This window comes from Kushneria pakistanensis (assembly GCF_014652795.1).
Classification (GTDB): Bacteria; Pseudomonadota; Gammaproteobacteria; order Pseudomonadales; family Halomonadaceae; genus Kushneria; species Kushneria pakistanensis.
In genome coordinates, this window is the sequence record NZ_BMZM01000001.1 from 425140 (window position 1) to 450777 (window position 25638).

Sequence of the window (25638 nt, forward strand, 5' to 3'; positions counted from 1 at the left end):
GTCTGCAGGAGGTGGTGACGTGAGCTATTTCATCGATCGGCGCAGCAACGCCCGACACAAGAGCGCGGTCAATCGACAGCGCTTTTTGAAACGTTATCAAAAGCACATCAAGCGCGCCGTGGAGGAGTCGGTCAATCGACGCTCGATTACCGACATGGAGCGCGGCGAGAAGATCAGCATCCCGGGAAGGGATATATCCGAGCCTGTCTTTCGTCACGGGCAGGGTGGGCGACGCACCGTGGTGAGTCCGGGCAATCGTGAGTTCGCCGAGGGGGACCGGATACGTCGCCCTCACGGCGGCGGTGGGGGCGGGGGGAGCGGTGAAGGTGGTGCTTCCAGCCAGGGGGAAGGCATGGACGAGTTTGCCTTCACACTTTCCCGGGACGAGTTTTTAAGCTTTATCTTCGACGGGCTGGAATTGCCGCACCTGGAGCGAAAGCAGCTGGCCGATATGGAAGAGCGTCGACCCGTGCGTGCCGGGTTGTCCCGTCAGGGGGTGCCTGCCCGCATGAACATCGTGCGCTCGATGCGCGAGGCGCAGGCCCGGCGTATCGCCATGCGTGCGCCCATCAGACGCGCTCTGCTGGAGGCGCAAAAGGCGCTGGAAGAAGAAGAGCGCAAGGACCCGGTGCTGCGTCATCCCGGGCGGGTGCGTGAACTCAGAGATGAGATCGAGCGGCTGGAAAAACGCCTTGAAGCCGTGCCCTTCATCGATACCTATGATCTGCGCTACAACCATCTGACCGATCAGCCTCAGCCCTCCAACAAGGCGGTCATGTTCTGTGTCATGGATGTCTCGGGCTCCATGACCCAGAACCACAAGGACATCGCCAAGCGATTCTTTCTGCTGTTGTATCTTTTTCTTGAGCGCGACTACGAGCGGGTCGAGCTGGTGTTTATCCGCCATCATACGTCGGCGCGGGAAGTGGATGAGGAAGCCTTTTTCTATTCGCGGGAAACAGGCGGCACCATTGTCTCCAGTGCGTTGCATCTGCTCGATGAGATCATCGAGGCGCGCTATTCCCCGGCGCAGTGGAATCTCTATGTGGCGCAGGCCAGCGATGGCGACAACTGGGATGACGACTCCGTGCAGTGCCGGCAGATCCTCTCGGACACGCTGATGCCAAGGCTTCAGTATTACGCCTATGTCGAAATCACCCCGCACGCCCACCAGGCGCTCTGGGACGAGTACATGTGTGTACAGGATCGTTATCCCGAGCGTTTTGCCATGCGACAGATCGTTCAGGCCGGTGATATCTACCCGGTGTTTCGCGAACTCTTCAAAAGCCGCCAGAGCGGTCAGGAGGCTCGCACATGAGCACATCCTACAGGCCAACGCATGATGAGGATTTTCTGGGCCAGGGGTCGGACTGGTCCTTTGACGATCTGGAATATTATGAGCGCGAGATCGCGCGCATTGCCGGCGAATATCGCCTGGAGACCTATCCCAATCAGATCGAGATCATCACCTCCGAGCAGATGATGGATGCCTACTCCAGCATTGGCATGCCGGTGGGGTACAGTCACTGGTCGTTCGGCAAGCAGTTTCTGTCTGTCGAGCAGGCCTACAAGCGAGGGCAAATGGGACTGGCCTATGAGCTGGTAATCAACTCCGACCCCTGCATCGCCTATCTGATGGAAGAAAATACCCTGATGATGCAGATTCTGGTCATGGCGCACGCCTGCCATGGCCACAACTCCTTTTTCAAGGGCAACTACCTCTTCCGCGCCTGGACCGATGCCTCCGCCATTGTCGACTATCTGGTCTTTGCCCGTCGCTATGTCAGCGAGTGTGAAGAGCGCCATGGCGTTGAGGCCGTCGAGCAGCTGCTGGATGCCTGTCATGCACTGCAGAATCAGGGTGTGGATCGCTACAAGCGACCTTCTCCCATTTCGGCCGAAGAGGAGGCGCGTCGTCAGCAGGCACGTGAAAGCTATCTGCAGCAGCAGATCAATACGCTCTGGAGCACCATTCCTCAACTGCGCGCAGTGGATGCCGCCCAGGGCACCGATGATGTGCTGGGATTGCATGAGCGTCCACGCTACCCCTCCGAGCCCCAGGAAAACCTGCTCTATTTCATCGAAAAGAACGCGCCGCTGCTGGCCCCCTGGCAGCGAGAGATCGTGCGCATCGTGCGCAAGCTCGCGCAGTATTTTTATCCGCAGCGTCAGACGCAGGTCATGAATGAAGGCTGGGCCACCTTCTGGCACTACAACATCATGCATCGCCTTTACGATGAGAAGCTGATCAATGAAGGGGTGATGCTGGAGTTTCTGCAGTCGCATACGGCCGTGGTCGCGCAGCCAGGCTTTGACAGTCACTGGTATAACGGCATCAATCCCTACGCGCTGGGATTTGCCATGTTCAGCGATATACAGCGTATCTGTACTGCTCCGACCGAGGAGGATCGAGCATGGTTCCCGGCAATGGCCGGCAGCGACTGGCTCGACACGGTCCATTTTGCCATGCGCAACTTCAAGGATGAATCCTTTATCCAGCAGTTCCTGTCGCCGAAGGTCATCAGGGACATGAAACTTTTTGCCCTGCTTGATGATGATCAGGATGACATGATGGAAATCTCGGCCATTCATGATGATCGTGGCTACAAGCGCATTCGCGAGGCGCTGTCACTCCAGTACTCACTGAGTCACAGGGAGCCCGATATTCAGGTCTGGGCGGCCAGGATTCATGGCGACCGCTCACTGGTGCTGCGTCACGAACGAACACAGCGGCGCGGGCTGGAAGCATCATTTTCATCGGTCATGCATCATCTTTATCAGCTATGGGGGTTTCCCATCGTGCTGGAAGTGGTCGAGGCGGGAGAGGTAGTGGATACGCATCACTGGCCACAGAATTTCGAATAACCGGACCTTCTTGTACGTATTGTACGCTGTCATGCATAACGGGCCTTGTGGCCCGTTTTTTCGTGTTATATCAGCAGCCTGCTATTGACTGAGGTATACTCGCCGCCGCCTGAAGGGGCGACTTTGAGAATACAGTGGTTTTTGAAAATAAAGTGGCAGGGGATGGATATGGCGCGGCGACGCCCAGGGCTTTTAAAGCGTTTCAGGCGCATGAGCGGCGTAGGACTCATGACGACGGCGGTCCTCTATGGGCTCTGGTATTACCAGGAGCGTACGTACTGGGAACAGATGAGCTGGATGGGGACGCCCCAGGCCGAGGTCTGGTATGAGTGGAAAACGCTCAATCGTACGCTGCGAAACGATGGTTTCCTGACGGGGTGGTCGGATCTGCGGGCCAATCCACTCTGGACCGTTTACCGCCTGGATCGGGTGGATCGTCCCTCCATCGGGTCGCGTCCCGGGCATTTCAGCGATGACTGGCGCACGCTCTGGCCGGTAAGCTCTGATGACTATACCGGCAGTGGCTATGACCGCGGTCATCAGGCACCCAATTACGCGATCGCCGCCGTCCATGGTCGTCAGGCACAGCTCGATACCTTTCAGATGAGCAACATATCGCCCCAAAAACCCGATCTCAACCGGCGTGTATGGCAGCGACTGGAAGAGGTGGTCATCGATCATTTTGCCGCGCGGTTTGGCACCATCTGGGTGACCACCGGCCCCATCTTCGATGACCCCATCAAGCGTATGTCATCGTTTATCGAAATTCCGGATGCCTTTTACAAGATCATTGTAGCGCCGGGTAACGCCAGCACGCCGCCAAAAATGCTTGCCTTTATCGTGCCGCAAAATGTGCGTGGTGATGAGCCACTCGATCGTTTTCTAGTCAGCGTCAATGACATCGAGGCCCGCACCGGGTTCAATTTTTTTAGTGAACTGCCCGACGATATTGCCGATCAGCTGGAGTCAGGAATCGATACGCAGGGCTGGGGACTTGAAAGTGTGGCGCGACAGCCTGCCCGCTTTTAATGGGAGCCTGTCATGGCGCTGGCATAAGGCGGTGTCGTGGCAGTATCAGAATTGCAGGCATGCTGAAAACGCCAGAGCACACAGCGAGGCCGATGCGTCATGGGGGAGAAAGTAGCCGGAAATAGCGATCAGGAAAGACCGGCACAACAAATCAATAGGGGGAGAAAGCAGGATAAAACATGGTGCCCGGGAAAGGACTTGAACCTTCACGACCATACGGTCACTAGCACCTGAAGCTAGCGCGTCTACCAATTCCGCCACCCGGGCAGGGTGTCAGCAGTCCTGAGACTGTGATGAAAGCGATGCCTGATCAACTGGTGCCCGGAAGAGGACTTGAACCTCCACGACCATACGGTCACTAGCACCTGAAGCTAGCGCGTCTACCAATTCCGCCATCCGGGCGTTGATCATGCTGTACTGCACTTACCTGAATCAGACAGGGCAATGTCTCTGTCTTTTCACCGTCTCGACTATTTTGAGATGGTGCCCGGAAAAGGACTTGAACCTTCACGACCATACGGTCACTAGCACCTGAAGCTAGCGCGTCTACCAATTCCGCCATCCGGGCAGGTGGGCCGAAATAATACGCAATTTTTTGGGCGATGCAAGAGGTAATGGCCTGCAAAAAGGCATTTTTTTAGATGCCGCAATATTTTCAGGTTAATAAAGGGGTTTGGGTCGTCCTGTCGAGACCGCTATAATCTGGATCATGAAGACAAGACATCACATCATCCCGCGCCCGCTGCTCGCCATCTTGCCCGGTATCACAAGACAACCATTTCAGGGAAGCAATCTATGAGTCAATGGACGCCAGCCGACGATCCGCAGGCGGAACGTGAGGCCAGTCAATATGACAACCCGGTCCCCAGTCGTGAATACCTGCTACAGATTCTGACCGAGCATGGCAAGCCGATCACGCATGAGCATGTCAGTCAGTTGCTGGGCATCGAGGATGAGGATCGCCTGGAGGCGGTTCGCCGTCGCCTGTCTGCCATGGAACGTGACGGACAGATCCTGCGTCATAAAAGCGGGGCCTTCGAAATCATCGATCCCGATCTATTGCTGGATGGCCGCGTGGTAGGCCATCGCGATGGCATTGGTTTTTTTGTGCGTGATGACAAGCAAAAACCGGATCTGGTCATTCCGCCTCGCCAAATGCGGCGTCTTTTTGACGGTGATCGTGTCCGTGTGCGTGTCAGCGGCAAGGACCGTCGCGGCCGGGAAGAGGCCAGCGTCAACGAGATTCTGGAGCGTAATACGCCCAGCCTGATCGGACTGTATCGCAAGCGCGGCAGCGATATTGCCGTGGTGGTGCCCGAGAACAGCCGTATTGCCCATGAAATCATCATCGAGGAAGGGTCAGCCAACGGCGCCGAAGATGGTCAGGTGGTCGAGGTGCGCATCACCACGCAGCCCGGTCTGCGCCAGCAGCCCATCGGTGAGGTCACCGAGGTGCTGGGCGAACGCATGGACCCCGGCATGGAAATCGACATCGCCATTCGCGAGCATGATATCCCTGCCGAATTCCCGGTAGAGGTGCTTGATCAGATTCGCGACATGAGTGAAGAGGTTCGCGAGGAAGACAAGCACCATCGTGTTGATCTGCGTGAACTGCCGCTGGTGACCATTGATGGCGAAGATGCCAGGGATTTTGACGACGCCGTTCATGCCTGGAAGACGAAGTCCGGCGGCTGGAAGCTGATCGTCGCCATTGCCGACGTCTCGCACTATGTCGAGGTGGATTCGCCACTGGATCGCGAGGCTTGGCAGCGCGGCAACTCGGTCTATTTCCCCGGGCAGGTCGTGCCCATGCTGCCGGAAATTTTGTCCAACGGGCTGTGCTCGATCAACCCGGACACCGACAGGCTTTGCATGGTCTGTGAAATGAATATTTCGCAGCGTGGCGAGATCAGCCGATACAAGTTTTATGAAGGTGTCATGCGCTCGCATGCGCGGCTGACCTACAACAAGGTTGGCACCATGCTGGAAGATGCCGACAGCGAGGAAGGTCAGGCCCTGCGCAGCGAATACGCGCATGTGGTCAAGCCGCTGGAAGCGTTGCATGGGCTGTATCAGACGTTGCGTCAGGCACGTACCGTGCGCGGGGCGATCGACTTCGAGACGACAGAAACCCAGATCGTTTTCAATGATCAGCGCAAGATCGAGCGTATCGTGCCGCGTACCCGCAACGACGCGCACAAGCTGATCGAGGAATGCATGCTGGCTGCCAACGTGGCGACCGCGCGCTTTCTGGAAAAGCACAAGCTGCCGGCACTCTATCGTGTCCATGCCTCGCCCTCTGACGAAAAGCTGGCAACGCTGCGTGCTTTCCTTGGAGAGCTGGGTCTGACACTGGGCGCCAGCGGCGAGAAGGGCAAGTCCACTCCACAGGATTTCCAGAATCTGCGTGAAGTGATCAATGATCGCCCGGATGCCGATATTATCCAGACGGTCATGCTGCGCAGCATGAATCAGGCGGTTTATTCGCCGCATAACGAAGGGCACTTCGGGCTGTCGTACGCTGCCTACGCGCACTTTACGTCGCCGATTCGACGCTATCCCGACCTGCTGGTGCATCGCGCCATCCGTTCGGTCATCCGCAGTCAGCGTGATTCGTCCAACGTCCAGCGTGTGGAAGGCGCGCCAGACAACGAGCCGCAGCGCTGGTGTCCGTACAATTTTGAGCAGATGGTCGCCATGGGGGAACACTGTTCAATGACCGAGCGCCGCGCCGATGAAGCCACTCGTGATGTCGAGGACTGGCTCAAGTGCGAGTTCATGGCCGACAAGGTCGGTGACGTCTTTGAAGGCGCGATTGCCTCGGTGACCCAGTTCGGTCTGTTTGTTCGGCTCAATGAGCATTTCGTCGAGGGGCTGGTACACATTACCAACCTGCCTTCTGACTATTACCAGTTTGAACCCGAGCGGCATCAGCTCAGGGGAGACCGCACCGGCGTGACCTACCGTCTGGGTGATGGTGTCACCGTTCAGGTTGCCCGCGTTGATCTTGATGATCGCAAGATCGATTTCATGCTGACCGATGCAAAACCCCAGTCCCGGCGTCGCATACGCAAGCCCGGTACCGATGCCGCAACTGGTGATGGCACGGCACCTGCCGCTGCGGAGACGCCGAGCAAAAAGCGTCGCAAGTCCCGCCCGGGCAAAAAGGAGCGCCTGCGTCGCCGTGAAGAAAAGGTGGCTGAAAGCGGCGCAACAAAGGCAACTGATACGTTAAGGGCTGAAGAAGACGCGGCGGCACGTAAGCCTCGCAAGCGCAGCGACAAGTCAGCCGGTGCCGAGAGTAGTGAGTCTGGCAAGAACAAGCCTGATGCCGGTAAAGGCAAGGGCAGGAGTAAAAGCGGTGCCGGCAAGGGCAAGCGTGATACTGGGAAGGGTCGTCAGAAGTCATGAAGGGTGATCATCAGCGCGGCAGTAAACAGGGCGCCAGCAAATCCCGGGATGCCCGACGACAAAATGAGTCGGGCCGCGGCAAACGTCGAGGTGTTTCGGGTGCAAGAGCCGTGGCTCCTCGGGGGCTGGATGCCGTGCATGGCGTGCACGCCGTTGAAACCCTGCTGGCGCGCCAGCAGGTGCCGGCAGAGCTCTGGGTGCAGGAAGGGCAGGCCGAAAAGCGCTTGGCGGACATTCAGCAGCAGGCGAGCGCTCTGGGGGCTCGCCTGGTACTGCAGCCACGTGAGGTGCTTGACCAGGTTGCCGAAGGGGCCCATCAGGGCGTTATTGCCTTTTGTGAGCCGCTGGTGGCCGACAATGAAGCGTCGCTTTTCTGGCAGCTTGAGGCGAAGGCCGATCAGGCACCGCTGCTTCTGGTGCTCGACGGGGTGACCGATGTGCATAACTTCGGCGCCTGCCTGCGCTCGGCTGATGCGGCCGGCGTCATTGGCGTCATGGTGGCCAAGGACCGTGCGGCACCGCTCAATGCCACGGTGCGAAAGATTGCCTGTGGCGGCGCGGAGAGCGTGCCGGTCTATCAGGTCACCAATCTGGCCAGAGCGCTGGCGCGGTTGAAGGATATTGGCGTGCAGGTACTGGGTGCTGCCGGTGAAGCAGACGCCTTCATTCATGATGTCGACATGCGCGGGCCTACCGCGCTGGTCATGGGGGCCGAAGGCAAGGGGCTGCGACGACTGACGCGCGAGCATTGTGATCAGTTGGTCAAGCTTCCCATGGCCGGGCAGGTATCGAGTCTCAATGTATCGGTGGCCACCGGTATCTGTCTTTTTGAAGCCGTGCGTCAACGACGCATGCATTGATCCTTTTGCTTGCAAGCAGCGGGCCATCTCCCTACAATTGTGCGGTTTCGCGGCGGCTATGGCCGCCGAATGCATTTGCACGAGATCGAAGCGATAGCTTCAGTCCTGCCCTTGTAACGAAAAATACCCTTCTATCAACTCCTTGCTTCCCATGGTGGCTATTGCTGTCATCGAGAAGCTGTCAAACCGAAAGGAGACACCATGCGTCATTATGAAATCGTGGTCATGGTCCATCCGGACCAGAGCGAGCAGGTGCCTGCCATGATCGAGCGCTATACCGGGCTCGTGACTGAAAACGGCGGTACCGTTCATCGTCTTGAAGATTGGGGCCGTCGTCATCTGGCTTACCCGATCAACAAGATCCACAAGGCTCACTACGTTCTGATGAACGTTGAATGCAGTGGCGAAACGCTGGCTGAACTGGAAAATATCTTCCGTTTCAACGATGCCATCATTCGCAACATGGTCGTACGTTGCACTGAAGCCGTCACCGAAGCATCGCCGATGATGAAAGCGGCCGATGAGAAGGGACGCCGTCGTGAGCGCTCCGATGACGAACGTCCGCGCGAACGTTCCGATTCTGAAGAGTCGACCGAAGCTGCCTCCTGAGCTGATGCTCTGGCCTGAATCCACCCATTGGAGAGACTGACATGGCCCGTTTTTTCCGTCGCCGCAAGTTTTGCCGCTTCACCGCTGAAGGCGTGAAGTACATTGATTACAAGGACCTCGACACGCTGAAAGCCTACGTGACCGAGACCGGCAAGATCGTTCCGAGCCGTATCACCGGTACACGTGCGCGCTATCAGCGTCAGCTGGCTACCGCGATCAAGCGCGCTCGCTATCTGGCCCTGCTGCCCTACACCGATAGCCACCAGTAAGCTGCATACGTCATGCAGGGTTTCGCTCGCTGGGTAATGCAGAGCACGCCACGCGCTATTGGCGTGGCGCTGCTGGGCTCACTGATCCCATGGCTTTTCTGGCTGTCTGCTGCCATCAGCGCGCTGGTGACGCTACGCCGCGGTCTTGGGCCGGCATCACCGGTAGTACTGGCAGCAGCGCTGCCGGCAGGCTGGTGGTGGATGCAGGGAGATGCCATCCCGCTGGCCACCATTCTGCTGGTGACGGCCATGGCCATTATCCTGAGAGAGCGATTTCGCTGGGGTGAAACCCTGTTGGCAGGGGCCCTCGTGGTGGCAGTGTTGATCCAGATCGGGATCTTCGCGCCACCTGATGCCTCGCAACTGATTGAGGAAGTACGCGCCCAGGCGCCGGAAATCGATGAACTGCTTCGGCAGTACGCCAGTCAGGGTGTGCCGGTCGAAAGGCTGGCCCTGTTAATGATCTCGGCCGTTACCGGTCTGATGGTCATGATGGCGGCAACCGCCTGTCTTGCGCTGGCGCGCAGCTGGCAGGCGGCCCTGTATAACCCTGGCGGTTTTCGTGAAGAGTTCCATGGCTTTCGGCTGTCGAAACTGGAACTTGCCGGTGTAGTCCTGATGACTGCTGTCGGCATTCTGGGTGCTTTTCCAGGCGCTGTATTGATGGCCTGGGTACCTCTGCTGGTTGCGGGCATTGCCCTGGTGCACGGTGTGGTAGGTGTAAAGTCCATGAGAGGGTTCTGGCTGGTCGGCTTTTATGCATTGCTGCTGACCACCTGGCCCACGTTAGTGATAGTGCTGCTGCTGGCGCTGATAGATACCTTTGCGGATTTCCGCACGCGTCTGATCGGCAGTCAACGTTAAGAGGTCCACGAGATGGAAGTCATTCTGCTCGACAAGCTCGGCAAGCTGGGAGATCTGGGCGACCAGGTTACCGTCAAGCCGGGTTACGGTCGTAACTACCTGGTGCCCTACGGCCTGGCCGTTCCGGCAACCAAAGCCAACGTCGAAGCCTTCGAAACGCGTCGTGCCGAACTCGAAGCCAACGCCGCAGAGCGTCAGGCCGAAGCCGAGCGCCGCGCTGAAGAACTGTCCGAGATCGAGCTTTCACTCGTTGCTCGCGCAGGTGATGAAGGCAAGCTGTTCGGTTCCATCGGTCCGCGTGATCTGGCAGATGCCATCGCTCAGGCAGGCATCGATGTCGCACGCAGCGAAGTGCGCATGCCGACTGGCCCGATTCGCCAGACTGGTGAATATGACATCGAACTGCGTTTGCACTCCGATGTTACCGCCAGCGTTCGCGTGGTCGTTGTTGCTGAATAAGCCATGTTAATGGCGTAGTGCATATCCTCGATATGCACGAGAAGGGGCACCTTGTGTGCCCCTTTTTTTAATGGTCATTGCGCGGGGAAGAGATCATGACATGTTCTTCCTGCGGGCGTAGGCTATGATCCTGCGCTGAATCACTCTCCCTGGTAGTCGTAACATGGTTGATCGTCGTCATGAGTGAAGTGATCGAATTTGATCGGGAAACCGCTGCACTCAAGGTGCCGCCACACTCGCTTGAAGCCGAGCAATCCGTGCTGGGTGGCCTGATGCTGGATAATCAGGCCTGGGACGAGATTGCCGATCGTCTGGTCAGCGATGATTTCTATCGCATCGAGCATCGTGATGTCTTCAAGGCCATGGCGCGTCTGGCAGAAGAAGGCAGACCCCTGGATGTGGTGACACTGTCAGAAGAGCTCGAGTCGCATGACCGACTGGGTCGGGTAGGCGGGCTTTCCTATCTGGCAGAGCTGGCACGCAATACGCCCTCTGCCAGCAACATTCGCGCCTATGCCGATATCGTGCGCGAGCGTGCCACGCTTCGAAAGCTGATTACTGCTGCCAACCAGGTGGCCGAAGGTGCCTTCAACCCACAGGGGCGCACGGCTGATGAACTGGTCAATGAAGCCGAGCGACTGGTCTTTCAGATATCGGAATCCCGTCCCAAGACCGGTGGCGCCATCGGCATGAGCGATCTGCTCAGCAAGGCGGTGGATCGCATCGATGAACTGTTCAATCTCAAGGGACAGATGACGGGGCTTTCGACCGGCTTTCGCGACCTGGATGACATGACCTCCGGCCTTCAGCCCTCTGATCTGGTGATCGTGGCGGGGCGACCCTCGATGGGCAAGACCACCTTTGCCATGAATCTGGTCGAGCATGCCGTGGTCAGCAGTGACAAGGCCGTCGTGGTCTTCTCGATGGAGATGCCGGCGGAATCGCTGATGCTGCGCATGATCTCCTCGCTGGGGCGCATCGACCAGACCCGCGTGCGTAACGGACAGCTTGAAGATGAGGACTGGCCGCGGCTGACCTCGGCGGTCAATCTGCTCAAGGACAAACAGCTCTACGTGGATGATACTGCCGCACTCTCACCCAATGAGATGCGCTCGCGAAGTCGGCGTATTGCACGTGATGCCGGTGGCATCGGCCTGATCATGATCGATTACCTGCAGCTGATGCAGGTGCCGGGCATGTCGGAAAACCGTACCGCAGAAATTTCGGAAATTTCACGATCGCTCAAGGGGCTGGCCAAGGAATTCAACTGTCCGGTCGTGGCACTGTCGCAGCTCAACCGCTCGCTTGAGCAGCGCCCCAACAAGCGCCCAGTCATGTCGGATCTGCGTGAGTCCGGTGCCATCGAGCAGGACGCCGATGTGATCGCCTTCGTTTATCGTGACGAGGTTTATAACAAGGACAACCCTGATAACAAGGGGCTGGCCGAGCTGATTATCGGCAAGCAGCGTAACGGGCCCATTGGCACCGTGCATATGGCCTTTATCGGCAAGTACACCCGATTTGAGGATCTCGCACCGGGCAGTTACGGCCAGTACGAAGAGTAGGGCACGCTCCGGGCGTGCTCTGATAGAGACAAGCTACGGCGCCTTGCGCGCCATTTCCCTTTTGCCTGATAAGCCTGACAGGAGTCAACATGCCGGCTGGATACCGTCGCGGCGGACGTCGTCAACCCAAACTGGAAGCGCGTGGTACGCTTGAAAGCGTCGAAACCGAGGGCCCCTTCAAGGAGTGGCTGGGAATGCCGGATCTTTACCGACATACCCTGACCGTGAACGGCGAGGTCTACTCCTATCAGGTCGAGGAAGCGACGCTTGATGTCTCGGTTGGCGATTATGTGGTGTTTCGCTACAAGGAGACGAAGGCCGGCCGCTGGATTGACCGTCGTTCGCTGGGTGTTGCCATTGACCCGGCCACCTTCAATCGCGAGTAATGCTCGGGAAGCTTCAAGCAAGGCCCTGGCGCATGATCAACGGGACCGGATGGCAACATCCGGTCCCGTTGGCATTTGGAGAAGGGCATTTGGAAGAAATAGCGAACACTTCATTTGAAATGAGAAGCATTATTATTTAAATTCAAATGTCTATCCGTTCAGATAGTGCCGCCCGGCAATGCGCGATCCGTTTGGGCCGGCACACTGTCATAAAGACCCGAGCAGGGGTGGTATTGCAGAAGATGGTGATCTCATGAGTCAGGCCGATTTTCTTCCCGTCAGTGGCGCTCAGGCCGGCATCTGGTATGGCCAGCAGAGCAGCGCCGTTCAGGGAGGATACTCCACCGCCCAGTGCCTTGAGTTCACGGGTGCCATCGATGTTGACAGGCTGGCGTTGGCGGCCTCAATGGCCGTCAGTGAGGCCGATGGTCTCTTTGAGGGTTTTGTGGCCACCGACAATGGCCCGGCCAGATGCCCAGCGGATGCTGCCAGCCGAGCGACGGTACCCGAGATCATTGATCTGCGCGGTAGCACGCATGCTCGCGAACTGGCCTGGCATCAGATGGCCACACGCCGCGAGGTGCCCTTTGCACTGCCACAGGGGCCGCTTTTTCGACAGGCCATCTGGCGTCTTGCGGATGATCACGTGCTCTGGTGGCTCAACATGCACCATGTGGCTGCCGATGCCTGGGCCTACGGACTGATTCAACAGCGGGCCGCCGAACATTATGTTGCCCTTGGCAAGGGAGAGAACGCCAGGGCCGTCTGGTATGGCAGTATTGATCGGGTCATCGAGGAAGAGCAGCGTTATCTGGCAGGCCCGGCCCTTGAGCAGGACCGTGCACACTGGCATGCGCTGTTTGCCGATGATCCCGAACCCATCTCGCCCGCCGGACGATTTGCTCCGGCACAGCCCCATGCCCTGCGCTGTGAGATGACGCTGAATGCCGAGCAGTCCCAGCGCTTTTACACGCAGTGCAAGGCGCAGCAGCAGGGGATCGCCGAGGCCATTCTGGCGGCCAGTGGCGCCTGGTATGCACGCATGTGTCAGCGCACTGACGTTACTCTCGGCGTGCCCATGATGGGGCGCATGCAGGGCGCGGCGCTACGCGCGCCCATGACGCAGGTCAATATGCTGCCATTGCGTCTGCGCGATGACTTCAGTGCCACACCAATGCAGTGGTGTCAGTCCGCGGCGCAGTCGCTGGGCACGCTACGCCGTCATCAGCGCTATCGACACGAATGGCTGTTACGTGATCTGGGCCGTCGTCCCGGCAGACGCCCGCTGTTGGGTATGCATGTCAACGTGCTGCCGTTTGATTCAAGCAGTCAATGGCCGCAGAGCCGGGTGTACAAGCACCATCTGGTGGCCGGGCCGGTCGATGACCTGGTCTTTTCGGTCTATCTTGGCGGCGACAGCGATGCCATGCGTCTGGCGCTTGATGGCAATCCAGCACTTTATAGCGAGAAGGAGCTTGGTTGGCATCTTTCGCGCCTGGCGCAGTGGCTGGTGAACTTCATGGCCTCTCCTGATACGCCAGTGAATGAGCTTAAGCTGACTACTCCGGAGGATCATCAGGCGTTGACGCAGTTCAACGCCACGGATCATCCGGTAGAAGATACGCACATGGCGACACTTCTCGAGCGCCAGATCGGTAGAACGCCCAAAGCGACAGCACTGGTGTCTGAAGGGCAGGCGCTGGATTACCGCGCACTGGGGGCTCAGGTACAGGCGCTGTCTGATACCCTGATCGCGAAGGGTGTGCTCCCAGGTGATGCTGTGGGTGTGGCTTTGCCGCGTTCGCTGGAGATGCAGGTAGCGCTGCTGGCCATCCATCATGTGGGCGCCGCCTGGCTGCCGCTGCCGCTGGAGTATCCGGACGCGCGTCTGACTGACATCGTCACGCGCGCTGCGCCGCGTCTGATTTTGAGCAGTGAAGCGCAGCGTGAACGCTTTTCAGGAGTGCACGTCCTGGACGTCAACCTGATAGAGGCCGACAACCGCCGTTCACTGGCGCCCGGTAATGCAGCCCAGCGTGACCCTGGTCTTGGGGCTTATATCCTTTTCACTTCTGGTTCGACCGGCAAGCCCAAGGGGGTTCTGGTCGAGCATCGTGCCATCGTCAACCGCATTCTCTGGATGCAGGGATGCTATGCGCTCAAGGCAGGCGACAGGGTGCTGCAGAAAACACCCAACGGTTTTGATGTGTCGGTATGGGAGTTTCTCTGGCCCATGATCAGCGGGGCAACGCTGGTCATGGCGCGTGAAGGCGGCCACCGCGATCCACGCTATCTGATCAACACCATCATCGATGAAGCCATCACCACGCTGCACTTTGTGCCCTCGATGCTCGATATCCTGCTGGATGAGCTGAGCACGCAGGATATCGAGCGTATGCGCGCCCTGCGTCAGGTCTTCGTCAGCGGCGAAGCGCTCTCCCGCGAGCTGGAACAGCGCTTTTTGACGCGTCTGCCCTGGGTGGCCCTGCACAATCTATATGGCCCTACCGAGGCAGCTGTCGATGTCAGTGCCTGGCAGTGTGATGCAGAGGATGGCGGCAGCAGCGTGCCCATCGGTGCACCGATCTGGAATACGCATCTGCATGTACTTGATGCCAGTTTTCAGCCGGTGCCGGTGGGGATGCCCGGGGAACTTTATATTGCCGGGCGCAACCTGGCACGGGGCTATCTGGGCCAGCCCGAATTGACTCTTGAACGCTTTATCGATTGCCCGGCGCTGGAAGCCGACTCGAAGCTCTATCGTACCGGGGATCTGGCACGCTGGCGTTTTGATGGCGTGCTCGAGTATCTGGGTCGCATCGATCACCAGGTCAAGCTGCGTGGACAGCGCCTTGAGCTGGGAGAAATCGAATCCGTCATGCTCTCTCATGCCGGGGTGGCGCACGCCGTGGTCAGCGTGCACGGCAGCGGCAGCAGCGCTCGTCTGGTCGGCTATGTCGTGCCCGAAGATGGCGATACCCTGGCACTGGATGCGCTCAAGCGCCATCTGGCCCGAACCCTGCCTGATTACATGGTGCCCGGGCTGATCATGGTATTAAAGGCGTTTCCGTTGAGTCCCAACGGCAAGCTCGATCGTCGGGCGTTGCCGGTTCCCGAGGCCGGTGAAGAAGGGGTGGCGCCTGCAACGCCTCGGCAACAGATCATGGCCGACCTTTTTGCCGAAGTGCTTGGCCTTGAGCGCGTTGGCATTCGGGACAACTTTTTCGATCTTGGCGGCAACTCGCTGAATGCATTGCAGTTGATGCGTCGGCTTAATGAGGCACTGGGGTCGAATCTGACCATCGCCACGCTGTTTGAAGCCCCCACCATCGAGGCGCTTGATGCCCTCGATGTGCAGGGCGTTGCGGCCGGTGGGCTGGATGTCGTGCTGGCGTTGCGTAAGGGCGACGACGCGTCTCCCATTTTTTGTGTGCATCCGGCGGGCGGTCTGGCCTGGTGCTATGCAGGCATGGCGCGGACTCTGCCGTCCCGCTATTCCCTGTATGGTCTACAGGCGCGCGGGTTGCTGCCGGAAAGCCGGCTGCCCGATACCATGGAAGAGATGGCGCGCGACTACATTGCGCAGATGCGTCGTATCCAGCCTCACGGGCCCTATCATCTGCTGGGCTGGTCGGTGGGCGGAATGATCGCGCATACCATGGCGGCGCTTCTGGAGCGCGAAGGGGAATCGGTCGGCATGCTGGCCCTGCTGGATGCCTATCCGGCAGATCTCTGGCGTGACATGACGCCACCGGATGAGGGCATGGCGCTGGAGGCGCTCTTGCGCATCGCTGGAATTGCTGACCCGGCACCTGCAACAGAGACTGGATCACGCCGGGCACAGGTCATCGCATTGCTGCAGCGTGAGGGCAGTGCGCTGGGGCAACTGTCGTCACAAACGCTGGACGCCCTGGTGGATGTAGTCATCAATAACAGCCGTCTGGTGCGTGAAACCCGCCATCCGGTGTATAGCGGCGACATGCACTTCTTTACGGCCGCCACGCCGCGGGAGGAAGACTGGCTGGATCAGCGCGCCTGGCAGCCCTATGTGGGTGGGCGCATCATCAATCTTGATCTGCCGGCCACGCATCCGGAGCTGATGCATCAAGCCCATCTAACAACCATTGTGCAGCGTCTGATGACCGTGCTCGAGTCGCAGATGGCCTGCTCCGACGCCGCGATATGATGGCAAGCCAGCCCGAGACGCTTATCGCCGAGATACTCAAGCGCCGCCCTCTGGTGGGGCTTGGGGAGATCCACTGGTGCCCACAGGTAATGTCTGCCATTACCACGCTGATGGAAAGTCCGGCACTGGAGGGAACGTTTGACGATATCGTTGTCGAATTTGGGAGCGTACGTCATCAGGCATGGCTTGATCGCTATATCAGCGGTGAAGACATGGACGAGACAGGGCTGGCCGCCGTCTGGCAGGACACGCTTTATTTCCTGCTGTGGAGCCCGCCCGTTTATGCAGATTTTTTCAGGCGGCTTCGTGCCGTCAATCTGCAGCGTCCCGTTGAGCGCCGTATTCGCGTCGTGCTGGCTGAGCCGGCCATTGACTGGGAAACGCTGGATAATGAAGCGTTTATGCGCTGGCATGAGCAGCGTGAAATGGCCTACGCTGAGCGCATCGAGCAGGAAGTACTTGTTCATGAGCGTCGCGCGATACTGATTTTCGGTTTGCGTCATCTGACCTATCAGGCACTTCCCGGAGCGCGTCATGCGCCCCTGGGAAAACACCTGATTAAGCGTCATCCAGGGATCATTGAGCTAATTCATCCCTATCATGAGGAAAAGGGCGTCTTTTCAAACGATAAGCGCCCGGTAGATGCAGGGCATAATGGTCTGATGATACCCGCCGCTTCCGAGTCCTCGGACGGCCCTGCCATGATCGACCATATCTGGCACCTCGGTGTATTGACGCGCCGAATTGCGCTACCTGATGCACTCTTTGCCGATACGACCTGGCTTGCCACGGTGGTTGCTCGATTGCAGCAGCTTGGTGAAGAGCACCTCATGCGAGCCCGACGAATGATGTCAGCGCCCCAGCACGCCATTCTTGATGCATGGCTTGCACATCATGAGCGCAGCATTCGTGCGGGTTCAAAAATGTAGTATTGAGATATCAACGTTTGAAAAACAGCGCTGGCGCTGACACGGAACAGTCATCCGGCGATGTTAATCTTTCAAAAATCGACAGAAAAGACATAGAAATATCCATCGCCAAGAGCGCGATGAGTGATAGCCCAGGGAGGGTTAAATGGAATTACATCAACTCAGACATGCTGCGTCACATCAGCATGAAATGGAAGTTCGCGTTGTACGTAACACGCTGAGCCACATCTACCAGATTGAGTGCGAAACGGGCAGCGGTGATCGACAAAAGCTCAGTCGTCGCGGCAAGCCCTGCCTGTTTCGTTCGATCGATGAAGCCATCGATCAGCTGCTGGGTGCTGGCATCAGCCACGCCTGGATCGTTCGTCAGAGTGAAGAGGATGGCAGTGACAGTTCACGCCGTCTGGTACAGCTGGGCAATGTGCCCCAGCTGGCCATTGCGATCTGATCATCGCTGATTCGACATGGGCGCATGCCGTTAAAAATACCAAGACATGACAGACTGATTTGATCACCCCGCGCCGGCTTCTGCCGGCGTTTTTTATGGCAGCCTGACCCGGTGATCGGTTTTCACCGGCAGATATCACCTGATCCTGTCCTGCCCGATACGCATGCTGTCCATGGGACTCATTTTCAGGCGTATCCAGTAAGCGAATGGCGCGTTTACGCCAAGCCTGATCGACCGATGGCATTGTAATGATCACCCCAAAAAGGCCAGGGGGTATCTGATAAAGTGCGCCAGATTATTGAATGTTTGATGCTACGGGCTGCCTGACTCCTTACGGCAAGCCAGGGGCACAGGGCCAATGGATGCCTCGACTGGCGCCATAACGCCCGCAGTGCGAGCATCTGTCACCATGGGAAAATCATGGGTCCATGGATCACCGGGATTACGATCCCTAGATGGGACATTTACACTTTCTGCATCAGCGAATAGGGACATTTCATCAGCACTGCCCGGTCTGCGCTGATAGAATAATTTCATCAAAATCGATTTTTTTGAGGGTCTGGTTAATTGAAGCCCTCTTGTCACAGCAAGGAGTATAGACATGGCACAGGCCCCTTTCGGCGTACTGCTGGCCAACCTTGGCACCCCGGATGAACCGACGCCCGCCGCTGTACGGCGCTACCTGGGCGAATTCCTGTGGGATCGTCGAGTCATTGATGTATCCCGTCCGGTCTGGTGGTTCATTCTCAATGCCTTTGTATTGCGGACACGTCCCAAAAGAGTGGCCGAGGCCTATGCCAGCGTGTGGGAAGCGGAAGGGTCGCCTTTGCTGGCCATTGGTCGGCGCCAGCAGCGTGCGCTCAAGGCGCATCTGGATGCGCAGTATGGCTGCGATATACCGGTCGAGCTTGGCATGACCTATGGCAAACCGACCATGGAAAGCGCGGGCCTGGCTTTCCGCCGTGCAGGTGTCAATCGCATTCTGGTACTGCCGCTCTACCCACAGTTTTCGCGTACTACCACGGCGGCCGTCTTTGACCGTCTGGCCGATGCGCTCAAGCCATGTCCGGATATTCCCGAGCTGCACTTCATTCGCGACTACCATGACGACAGCGCCTATATTGCAGCGCTTGCCGAAAGCGTTCGGGAGCACTGGGCCACACGCGGCCGCCAGAATCACCTGCTGATTTCCTGGCACGGTATCCCCAAACGCTATGCCGATGAAGGCGACCCCTATCCCAAGCACTGCAAGGCTACCAGTGAAGCACTGGCAAGGGCGCTGGAGCTTGAGCCGGACCAGTGGACCATGACCTTCCAGTCACGCTTTGGACGAGAAGAGTGGCTGCAGCCCTATACCGATGAAACGCTCAAGAACTGGGACGTGAAGGCCACCCCCGGTATTGACGTGATCTGCCCGGGGTTTGCAGCCGACTGTCTGGAAACGCTGGAAGAGATTCAGGAGGAGAACCGCGGCTACTTCATGGAAGCCGGCGGGGAAGACTACAGCTATGTGCCAGCGCTCAATGATCGCGAAAGTCACATTGAAATGCTGGCGGGACTGGTCGAAAGAAATACACGCAACTGGTGCTGAGTCACTGCTCGGTCAGCGCCTCACGGGCTGTGGCGCTGACCGCTGCCGGGAACCTCAGGGTGGGGGGTATCCGGTTCCTGGGCGACATCCTCTTCGCGAAGCTCGCTGGGTGCTCCGGTGGTGGTGGTGTCGCTGGGCAGCTTCTGATGCAACGCCACCTTGGCCAGCAGATGCGCGCTGATGGGCGCGGTAATCAGCAGGAAAATGGTGACCAGCAGCAGCTGAATGTGAAAGGTGCGCTCAATCAACACAAAATACAGCATACAGGCGATCAGTATCAGCCCGACGCCCAGGGTTGTGGCCTTGGCCGGGCCATGCATGCGTAGATAAAAGTCACGCAGATGCACCATCCCGAAAGAGCTGATGAAGGTGATCAGGGCGCCTGCTACCAGAAAAAAGGCCGTCATTGCCTCAAGCGCCGTATCGATCCATGCCTTGTCCAACCACGCCATGATGGCCTCCTATTCGATGATGTCGCCGCGCAATAGATACTTGCATACGGCAACGGTACTGATGAATCCCAGCATGGCGATCAACAGGGCGCCTTCAAAATAGACCCGTGTACTGAGCCAGATCGTGTACAGGATGATCAGTGCAATGCTGTTCACGTACATGGTATCGAGCGCAATGATGCGATCCGGCAGGGAGGGCCCCACCAGCAGCCGATAGGCGTTGAGCACGATGGCCATGGCGACCAGAAAAAAGCTGATCCACAGCGCAATACCGATCATTCGTAGATCTCCATGAGCGGTCGCTCGTAGCGGTTGTATATCTCGTCGATGACGGCCTGCTCATCATCGGTATCCAGCACGTGGATCAGCAGGCTGCGCCCGTCGAGTCTCAGATTGGCTGAAATGGTGCCCGGCGTGAGGCTGATGGTGCTGGCCAGAAGTGTAATGCTGAAATCACGCTTTAATGTCAGCGGATACTCGATGAACGCCGGGCGAGGGCGACGCCAGGGTCTGGCAATCAGCCAGGCCACTTCCAGATTGGCCAAAAGGATATCCACCATGACGCGCAGGGTGTAGCGCAGCAGCCGCAGCGGTTTTTTGACCACGGGTTGTGCATCCCAGAAACGCTGGGTCATCAGCGGAATGGCAATGCCCAGGATGGCCCCCATGATCACGGAGCCATAGGTGATGACATCGGACAACATGATCCAGACCAGCATCAGAATCATCGACAGGATGGGTCGGGGGAGACAGCGTTCAATCAGCATCGGCAGACGCTCCTGGCGCAACTGAGGTGACATTGCCCAATACGGCACTGCGGTACTGCTCGGTGGCAGCAACCTGCTCCGCCGTGGCCTGGGTATAGCCGCCGATGGGGCCTGCCAGAATGACCAGCAGCGGTGCCGCCGATAACAGCAGCACCGCGCCCACCAGCTTGCTGCGGGAAAGACGCTCGCTCACACGTTCGCCGTTACTGTGACGCCAGAATACCGTAGAGCCGGCGCGTGATGCGGCTACTACGCCTGCAAGGCCCGAAAGCAGCAGGAGCGGCCACAGCCAGAGTCCTTCCGAGAGCGTGGCAGTCGACATCAACCACGCCTTGGCCAGGGCCCCTGACAGCGGCGGAAGCCCGGCAGAACTGACGGTGCCCATCATGTAAAGGGCACTGAGCAGTGTGGTGTATTTAAAGGCTCTGCTGCGCACAATACGGGTGCCCACCTTGCCGCGCTGATCGGCAATCAGGTCGGCCAGCAGGAAAAGCCCGCCATTGATCAGCGTGGTATGCACCAGGTAGAAGAGCATGGCACCACGTGAGTCCGTACTCTCCATGCCAAGTCCGCACAGCAGGGTACCGATCGAGATCAGCGTGAAATAGGAAATCTGCATACGCAGATCGCGCGCTGACAGCACGGCAAGCGTTGCCATGGCAAGCGTCGCCAGCCCGCCCCACCAGAGCCACGGCTGCGCCAGATGGGCAAGTCCGCCGGCCTGCTCGCCAAAGATCAGGGTGAAAACGCGCAGGATGGCGTAGATCCCCACCTTGGTCATGATGGAGAAAAGGGCCGCGATCGGCGCGGGCGCCGAGCTGTAGGCGCGGGGCAGCCAGAAATAAAGCGGCAGGATGGCGGCCTTGAGTCCGAACACTACCAGCAGCAGCAGAGCGCCCGCACGCACCAGCCCCTGCCGGTCTGCCGGCAACTGACTGACGCGTTCGGCCATGTCGGCCATGTTGAGTGTGCCAATGGTGCCGTACAACACGCCCAGCGCGATCAGAAACAGGGACGAGCCGGCCAGGTTAAGCACCACATAGTGCACGCCTGCCTGCACGCGCGCCTTGCCACCGCCATGCATCAAAAGTGCATAGGAAGCCAGCAGCAGCACTTCAAAGAAGACAAACAGGTTGAAAAGATCGCCGGTCAGAAAGGCACCATTGATTCCCATGAGCTGTAGATGAAAAAGCCCGTGAAAATTTGACCCCTGATTGTCCTCGCCACCACTGGCATGAATGATGCTTCCCAGCGCCAGCAGCGCTGTCAGAAATACCATCATGGCCGACAAACGATCGGCCACCAGCACGATGCCATAGGGTGCCTGCCAGTTGCCCAGTCGATAGACCAGCGTCTCGCCACCGGCGACCTGCGTCACCAGCCAGAAGCCAACGACGGCCAGCAGTGCCGTCGCCGTAATGGAAATGGTACGCCTGACCGGATCAGCCCCTTCACGCTTTCGCAGCAGGATAATGGCCACCACAAGAGGCAGCAGAACCGGGAAGATGGGCAGATGCTGCATCACGCCTTGTTCTCCCGCGGGTCTTCACGATCGGTGCGGTTGCCATCAACACTATCGCTGCCCAGATCGCCTCTTGAGCGCATGGCCAGAATGATGGCAAAGGCCGTCATGGCAAAGCCGATGACAATGGCCGTCAGTACCAGTGCCTGGGGCAGCGGGTCGGCATACTGATCATTGGTGCCTACCAGTGCTGCACCGTGTGTGGTCAGCCCGCCCATGGAAAACAGGAACAGATTGACGGCATAGGAGAGCAGCGTCAGCCCGACGACTACCGGAAAGGTACGCCCGCGCAGGGTCAGATAGACCCCGCTGGCCGTCAGGATACCAGTGGTGATGGCGTAAAGTGCTTCCATCAGGGCATGTCCTTGTTGGGTCGATGAGCGGTGGTGAGCTTGCCCAGGTTGGCCAGAATCATCAGCGTGGCGCCGACAACCGCCAGATAGATGCCGCCATCAAAGATCAGGGCACTGGCAAGTTCGATATCACCGATCAGGGGCAGGTGGAAATGATCGAAGGTTGATGTCAAAAACGGGTAGCCAAACAGCCAGCTGCAAAGCCCGGTAAAGGTCGACAGGGCAACACCTGCAATGGCAATGGGCTGGAACTGGAAGTCCAGACGCTGCTGCGCCCATTCAACGCCGCGTGACATGTACAGAAGAATCAGGGCCACGGCCGTGATCAGACCGGCAATGAAGCCGCCGCCGGGCTGGTTATGACCACGCAGGAAAATAAAGAACGACACCAGCAGGGCCAGCGGCAGCAGTGTCTGGGACACCACCATCAAAAGCGTCGGATGACGGTCATCGGACCACAGGCGACCTTCCATGTCAGTGGCCGGCATGAACAGGCGAAGCCGGTTCAGCAGCTTGAAGATCGCAAGACCGGCAATGGCCAGTACCGTGATTTCACCCAGCGTATCAAAGCCGCGGAAATCCACCAGGATGACGTTGACCACGTTGTGGCCACCACCGCCTGGCACACTCTGATCGATAAAAAAGTCCGAAATGCTGTTGAGATCCCGTGTCAGCACGGCGAAGTTGAGGCTGGCCACCGCGCCACCAAAGCCTGTGGCGATCAGGACATCGCGTACCACACGGGCTCCGCCGGACTCCTTGGGCGTCTTCTGAGGCAAAAAGAAAAGCGCCAGCATCAACAGGATCATGGTCACCACTTCCACCGACAGCTGCGTCAGCGCCAGGTCGGGCGCCGAGAAGCGGGCAAAGGTCAGCGCTACCACCAGTCCCACAACAGACAGCATCAGCAGTGAAATCAGGCGATAGCGATGCAGCGCTGCGGTCAACACGCCGCCCATGATCAAAAGCGCGGCGCCCAGCACCACGACCGGGTCCAGCGGTTGCTGGCCCAGGCTGCCGGTCAGCATGTCCAGATCCGCCAGCCCAAGCCCCATGGCCAATACGGAGACGGCCATCAAAAAGAACATGTAGCGCTGCAGCGAGCCGTTTTCGAGTCGATCGATCACGCGTTGACACAGGCCTACGAGTCGCTGAACCAGTGCCTCGAAGATGTAGCGGGCATCCTGTGATCTGAACTGGCGGTTGAACCGTATCATGTGGCGATGAAGCAGATGCAGCACAATACCACCGGCAATCACGGCCAGACTCAACAGCAGGGCAGGGTTGATGCCGTGCCAGAGCGCCAGATGGAATTCAGGCATCTCACCGGACACCGTGGCACGGACGGCATCTTCCAGGATGGGTGACTGGGGCAGGGTAGGCACCAGACCCACGATGATGCACAGCGCCACCAGCAGCTCGACCGGAAAACGCATGGGCCATGGTGGCTCATGAGGCGTTTTGGGCGGCTCCTGGCGTGGCCGGCGGAAAAAGGTCGCATAGCCCAGACGCAGTGAGTAGGCCACCGAGAGCAGGCCACCAAGGCCTGCCAGCAGGGGGACAATCCATGCCAGCCCACCGAACTGCTGCGATGCCAGTGCCTCGGTAAAGAACATCTCCTTGGAGATGAAGCCGTTGAGCGGCGGAATACCTGCCATCGAGACAGTGGCAATACAGGTCAGCACCGTCGTGATCGGCATCAGGCGGTAGAGGCCGCCAAGCTTTCGAACGTCGCGGGTGCCGGTTTCGTGATCCACAATGCCGGCGGCCATGAACAGGGCAGCCTTGAACAGGGCGTGATTGATGATGTGGAACAGGGCAGCAAGCAGGGCCTGTGAATTGCCAAGCCCCAGAAGCGAGGTGATCAGACCCAGATGACTGATGGTCGAAAAGGCCAGAATTCCCTTGAGATCGGTTTTCAAAAAGGCAAACCAGGCACCGTACACCATGGTTACCAGACCGGTCAGCGTCACGATGACCGTCCAGAGCTCGGTGCCCGAAAGCGCAGGATGCAGGCGCAGCATCAAAAAGATACCGGCCTTGACCATGGTGGCCGAATGCAGATAGGCCGATACCGGCGTCGGGGCGGCCATGGCATGGGGTAGCCAGAAATGAAACGGGAACTGCGCCGATTTGGTAAAGGCACCCAGCAGCACCAGTACGACAATGGCCGGATAGAGCGGGCTTGCAGTAATCAGATCATGACTTTCAAGCACCGTGCCCATGTCATAGGTGCCGGTCACATTGCCGATCAAAATGATGCCTGCCAGCAGTGCCAGACCGCCGGCGCCGGTGATCGTCATTGCCATGCGCGCGCCCTTGCGCGCCGCCGTTTCGTGTGACCAGAAGCCGATCAACAAAAAGGAAGAAATGCTGGTCAGCTCCCAGAACCCCCAGAGCAGCAACAGATTATCTGACATGACAATGCCGACCATGGCCGTCATGAACAGCAGCAAAAAGGCGTAAAACCGCGACATCGAGTCCTTTTCGGACAGGTAGTAGCGGGTATAGAGAATGATCAGCAGCCCGATGCCAAGGATCAGCAGCAAAAAGAGCAGCGATAACCCATCCAGGCGAAAGGCCAGTTCGAGGCCCAGCGCTGGCAGCCATTGTAATGAAGTGCGAATGACCTCTTCGCCGTCATGCCCGAGATAGGTAAACAATACCAGGCCAAGCGCGATGGCCGGTGCAATGGCCGTGGTCAGCGCACAAACGGTTCTGCCGCCGCGTATGGCAAGTGCGGGGACAAATACGCCTAGAAATGTCAGTAGAGGGATCCAGGGCAGGGTCATGAATGCTTGTTTCCTGATGAATGGCTTCCAGTGTACTGACTATTCGACATGCCACGATGGCCGGTGACCAGCAGCGCAGGCGCTGAAGCGAGCCGGATGACGGGCATCATGAATAGACGACACAGCGAGCAAATCCCGCAGTGCAGTATGCGTCAGTTGATTCCTTGCAGGGCCGGTCAGAGGTCTTGAACAGGAACCCGCAACGTGCGGGAAGCCGTCTCCCAAAAAGGGGCGGCCCTTGTTATTAATTACTTGCAGAATGTTGCGCTATGCAACGACAT

At 58.4% G+C, this 25638-nt stretch carries 21 protein-coding genes and 3 tRNA genes; 15 read left to right on the forward strand and 9 right to left on the reverse strand.

Annotated elements, in window-relative coordinates; genetic code table 11:
• Window positions 1–19 precede the first annotated feature (19 nt).
• The 3 genes from IE123_RS01845 (at window position 20) to IE123_RS01855 (ending at window position 3894) form a co-directional block, all read left to right on the forward strand.
• Window positions 20–1318 (forward strand): YeaH/YhbH family protein, encoded by a 1299-nt coding sequence (locus IE123_RS01845; protein ID WP_189514519.1) that lies wholly within the window; start codon window positions 20–22, stop codon window positions 1316–1318.
• Entirely contained in the window at window positions 1315–2865 is a 1551-nt protein-coding gene (locus tag IE123_RS01850) for a SpoVR family protein (protein WP_189514521.1), read from the forward strand. Before IE123_RS01845 ends, IE123_RS01850 begins: the two co-directional genes overlap by 4 nt.
• 228 nt (window positions 2866–3093) lie before the next feature.
• Window positions 3094–3894 carry a DNA/RNA non-specific endonuclease gene (locus IE123_RS01855; protein ID WP_229819536.1) on the forward strand — a complete coding sequence of 267 codons (801 nt, stop codon included), beginning with the start codon at window positions 3094–3096 and terminating at the stop codon, window positions 3892–3894.
• A 180-nt stretch (window positions 3895–4074) separates the two neighbouring features.
• Here IE123_RS01855 and IE123_RS01860 read toward each other — a convergent pair.
• From IE123_RS01860 to IE123_RS01870, 3 genes are all read right to left on the reverse strand, one after another.
• Window positions 4075–4161 (reverse strand) — tRNA-Leu (locus tag IE123_RS01860).
• A 48-nt stretch (window positions 4162–4209) separates the two neighbouring features.
• Window positions 4210–4296: transfer RNA gene (locus IE123_RS01865), tRNA-Leu, on the reverse strand.
• A 79-nt stretch (window positions 4297–4375) separates the two neighbouring features.
• Window positions 4376–4462 (reverse strand) — tRNA-Leu (locus IE123_RS01870).
• A gap of 227 nt (window positions 4463–4689) precedes the next feature.
• On the opposite strand from IE123_RS01870, the gene rnr reads away from it, so the two are divergent.
• The 12 genes from rnr (at window position 4690) to hemH (ending at window position 19471) form a co-directional block, all read left to right on the forward strand.
• Complete coding sequence (rnr, locus tag IE123_RS01875; protein WP_189514525.1) at window positions 4690–7305, forward strand: ribonuclease R; 2616 nt, start codon at window positions 4690–4692, stop codon at window positions 7303–7305.
• Entirely contained in the window at window positions 7302–8165 is an 864-nt protein-coding gene (rlmB, locus tag IE123_RS01880) for a 23S rRNA (guanosine(2251)-2'-O)-methyltransferase RlmB (RefSeq protein ID WP_189514527.1), read from the forward strand. The genes rnr and rlmB overlap by 4 nt, the downstream gene beginning before the upstream one ends.
• Window positions 8166–8366: 201 nt before the next feature.
• Window positions 8367–8774, forward strand: coding sequence for a 30S ribosomal protein S6 (rpsF, locus tag IE123_RS01885; RefSeq protein ID WP_086622312.1), 408 nt, complete (start codon window positions 8367–8369; stop codon window positions 8772–8774).
• Window positions 8775–8815: 41 nt separating this feature from the next.
• On the forward strand, window positions 8816–9043 hold the full coding sequence (rpsR, locus tag IE123_RS01890; protein WP_086622313.1) for a 30S ribosomal protein S18: 228 nt from the start codon (window positions 8816–8818) through the stop codon (window positions 9041–9043).
• A gap of 12 nt (window positions 9044–9055) precedes the next feature.
• Complete coding sequence (locus tag IE123_RS01895) at window positions 9056–9907, forward strand: hypothetical protein (protein ID WP_189514529.1); 852 nt, start codon at window positions 9056–9058, stop codon at window positions 9905–9907.
• A gap of 12 nt (window positions 9908–9919) precedes the next feature.
• Entirely contained in the window at window positions 9920–10366 is a 447-nt protein-coding gene (gene rplI, locus IE123_RS01900; RefSeq protein ID WP_189514531.1) for a 50S ribosomal protein L9, read from the forward strand.
• Window positions 10367–10545: 179 nt separating this feature from the next.
• On the forward strand, window positions 10546–11931 hold the full coding sequence (gene dnaB, locus IE123_RS01905; protein ID WP_189514533.1) for a replicative DNA helicase: 1386 nt from the start codon (window positions 10546–10548) through the stop codon (window positions 11929–11931).
• Window positions 11932–12020: 89 nt separating this feature from the next.
• Window positions 12021–12317 carry a hypothetical protein gene (locus IE123_RS01910; protein ID WP_189514535.1) on the forward strand — a complete coding sequence of 99 codons (297 nt, stop codon included), beginning with the start codon at window positions 12021–12023 and terminating at the stop codon, window positions 12315–12317.
• Between the two features lie 253 nt (window positions 12318–12570).
• Window positions 12571–16503 (forward strand): non-ribosomal peptide synthetase, encoded by a 3933-nt coding sequence (locus IE123_RS01915; protein WP_189514537.1) that lies wholly within the window; start codon window positions 12571–12573, stop codon window positions 16501–16503.
• Window positions 16500–17432: a hypothetical protein gene (locus IE123_RS01920; protein ID WP_189514539.1), complete on the forward strand. Its 933-nt coding sequence runs from the start codon at window positions 16500–16502 to the stop codon at window positions 17430–17432. Before IE123_RS01915 ends, IE123_RS01920 begins: the two co-directional genes overlap by 4 nt.
• Window positions 17433–17577: 145 nt before the next feature.
• Window positions 17578–17880, forward strand: coding sequence for a hypothetical protein (locus IE123_RS01925; protein ID WP_189514542.1), 303 nt, complete (start codon window positions 17578–17580; stop codon window positions 17878–17880).
• A gap of 601 nt (window positions 17881–18481) precedes the next feature.
• Window positions 18482–19471 carry a ferrochelatase gene (hemH, locus tag IE123_RS01930; RefSeq protein WP_189514544.1) on the forward strand — a complete coding sequence of 330 codons (990 nt, stop codon included), beginning with the start codon at window positions 18482–18484 and terminating at the stop codon, window positions 19469–19471.
• 20 nt (window positions 19472–19491) lie between these two features.
• Here the strand turns inward: hemH and IE123_RS01935 are convergent, their stop codons facing one another.
• From IE123_RS01935 to IE123_RS01960, 6 genes are read right to left on the reverse strand one after another with little or no spacing between them, the layout of a single operon-like run.
• On the reverse strand, window positions 19492–19923 hold the full coding sequence (locus IE123_RS01935; RefSeq protein WP_189514546.1) for a Na+/H+ antiporter subunit G: 432 nt from the start codon (window positions 19921–19923) through the stop codon (window positions 19492–19494).
• 9 nt (window positions 19924–19932) lie between these two features.
• Entirely contained in the window at window positions 19933–20202 is a 270-nt protein-coding gene (locus tag IE123_RS01940; RefSeq protein WP_090133492.1) for a K+/H+ antiporter subunit F, read from the reverse strand.
• A complete protein-coding gene (locus tag IE123_RS01945) occupies window positions 20199–20690 on the reverse strand; it encodes a Na+/H+ antiporter subunit E (protein ID WP_189514548.1) in 492 nt (163 codons plus the stop codon). The genes IE123_RS01940 and IE123_RS01945 overlap by 4 nt, the downstream gene beginning before the upstream one ends.
• On the reverse strand, window positions 20680–22215 hold the full coding sequence (locus IE123_RS01950; protein ID WP_189514550.1) for a monovalent cation/H+ antiporter subunit D: 1536 nt from the start codon (window positions 22213–22215) through the stop codon (window positions 20680–20682). Before IE123_RS01950 ends, IE123_RS01945 begins: the two co-directional genes overlap by 11 nt.
• Window positions 22212–22565: a Na+/H+ antiporter subunit C gene (locus tag IE123_RS01955; protein ID WP_189514552.1), complete on the reverse strand. Its 354-nt coding sequence runs from the start codon at window positions 22563–22565 to the stop codon at window positions 22212–22214. Before IE123_RS01955 ends, IE123_RS01950 begins: the two co-directional genes overlap by 4 nt.
• Window positions 22565–25357, reverse strand: coding sequence for a monovalent cation/H+ antiporter subunit A (locus IE123_RS01960; RefSeq protein ID WP_189514554.1), 2793 nt, complete (start codon window positions 25355–25357; stop codon window positions 22565–22567). Before IE123_RS01960 ends, IE123_RS01955 begins: the two co-directional genes overlap by 1 nt.
• Between the last annotated feature and the right edge of the window lie 281 nt (window positions 25358–25638).

What these genes read in the sequence shown, in the direction of transcription:
- IE123_RS01850 (WP_189514521.1), top strand. Translation starts at nt 1,315, where the DNA reads ATGAGCACATCCTACAGGCCAACGCATGATGAGGATTTTCTGGGCCAG.
- IE123_RS01855 (WP_229819536.1), top strand. Translation starts at nt 3,094, where the DNA reads ATGACGACGGCGGTCCTCTATGGGCTCTGGTATTACCAGGAGCGTACG.
- rnr (WP_189514525.1), top strand. Translation starts at nt 4,690, where the DNA reads ATGAGTCAATGGACGCCAGCCGACGATCCGCAGGCGGAACGTGAGGCC.
- rlmB (WP_189514527.1), top strand. Translation starts at nt 7,302, where the DNA reads ATGAAGGGTGATCATCAGCGCGGCAGTAAACAGGGCGCCAGCAAATCC.
- rpsF (WP_086622312.1), top strand. Translation starts at nt 8,367, where the DNA reads ATGCGTCATTATGAAATCGTGGTCATGGTCCATCCGGACCAGAGCGAG.
- rpsR (WP_086622313.1), top strand. Translation starts at nt 8,816, where the DNA reads ATGGCCCGTTTTTTCCGTCGCCGCAAGTTTTGCCGCTTCACCGCTGAA.
- IE123_RS01895 (WP_189514529.1), top strand. Translation starts at nt 9,056, where the DNA reads ATGCAGGGTTTCGCTCGCTGGGTAATGCAGAGCACGCCACGCGCTATT.
- rplI (WP_189514531.1), top strand. Translation starts at nt 9,920, where the DNA reads ATGGAAGTCATTCTGCTCGACAAGCTCGGCAAGCTGGGAGATCTGGGC.
- dnaB (WP_189514533.1), top strand. Translation starts at nt 10,546, where the DNA reads ATGAGTGAAGTGATCGAATTTGATCGGGAAACCGCTGCACTCAAGGTG.
- IE123_RS01910 (WP_189514535.1), top strand. Translation starts at nt 12,021, where the DNA reads ATGCCGGCTGGATACCGTCGCGGCGGACGTCGTCAACCCAAACTGGAA.
- IE123_RS01915 (WP_189514537.1), top strand. Translation starts at nt 12,571, where the DNA reads ATGAGTCAGGCCGATTTTCTTCCCGTCAGTGGCGCTCAGGCCGGCATC.
- IE123_RS01920 (WP_189514539.1), top strand. Translation starts at nt 16,500, where the DNA reads ATGATGGCAAGCCAGCCCGAGACGCTTATCGCCGAGATACTCAAGCGC.
- IE123_RS01925 (WP_189514542.1), top strand. Translation starts at nt 17,578, where the DNA reads ATGGAATTACATCAACTCAGACATGCTGCGTCACATCAGCATGAAATG.
- hemH (WP_189514544.1), top strand. Translation starts at nt 18,482, where the DNA reads ATGGCACAGGCCCCTTTCGGCGTACTGCTGGCCAACCTTGGCACCCCG.
- IE123_RS01935 (WP_189514546.1), bottom strand. Translation starts at nt 19,923, where the DNA reads ATGGCGTGGTTGGACAAGGCATGGATCGATACGGCGCTTGAGGCAATG.
- IE123_RS01940 (WP_090133492.1), bottom strand. Translation starts at nt 20,202, where the DNA reads ATGATCGGTATTGCGCTGTGGATCAGCTTTTTTCTGGTCGCCATGGCC.
- IE123_RS01945 (WP_189514548.1), bottom strand. Translation starts at nt 20,690, where the DNA reads ATGCTGATTGAACGCTGTCTCCCCCGACCCATCCTGTCGATGATTCTG.
- IE123_RS01955 (WP_189514552.1), bottom strand. Translation starts at nt 22,565, where the DNA reads ATGGAAGCACTTTACGCCATCACCACTGGTATCCTGACGGCCAGCGGG.
- IE123_RS01960 (WP_189514554.1), bottom strand. Translation starts at nt 25,357, where the DNA reads ATGACCCTGCCCTGGATCCCTCTACTGACATTTCTAGGCGTATTTGTC.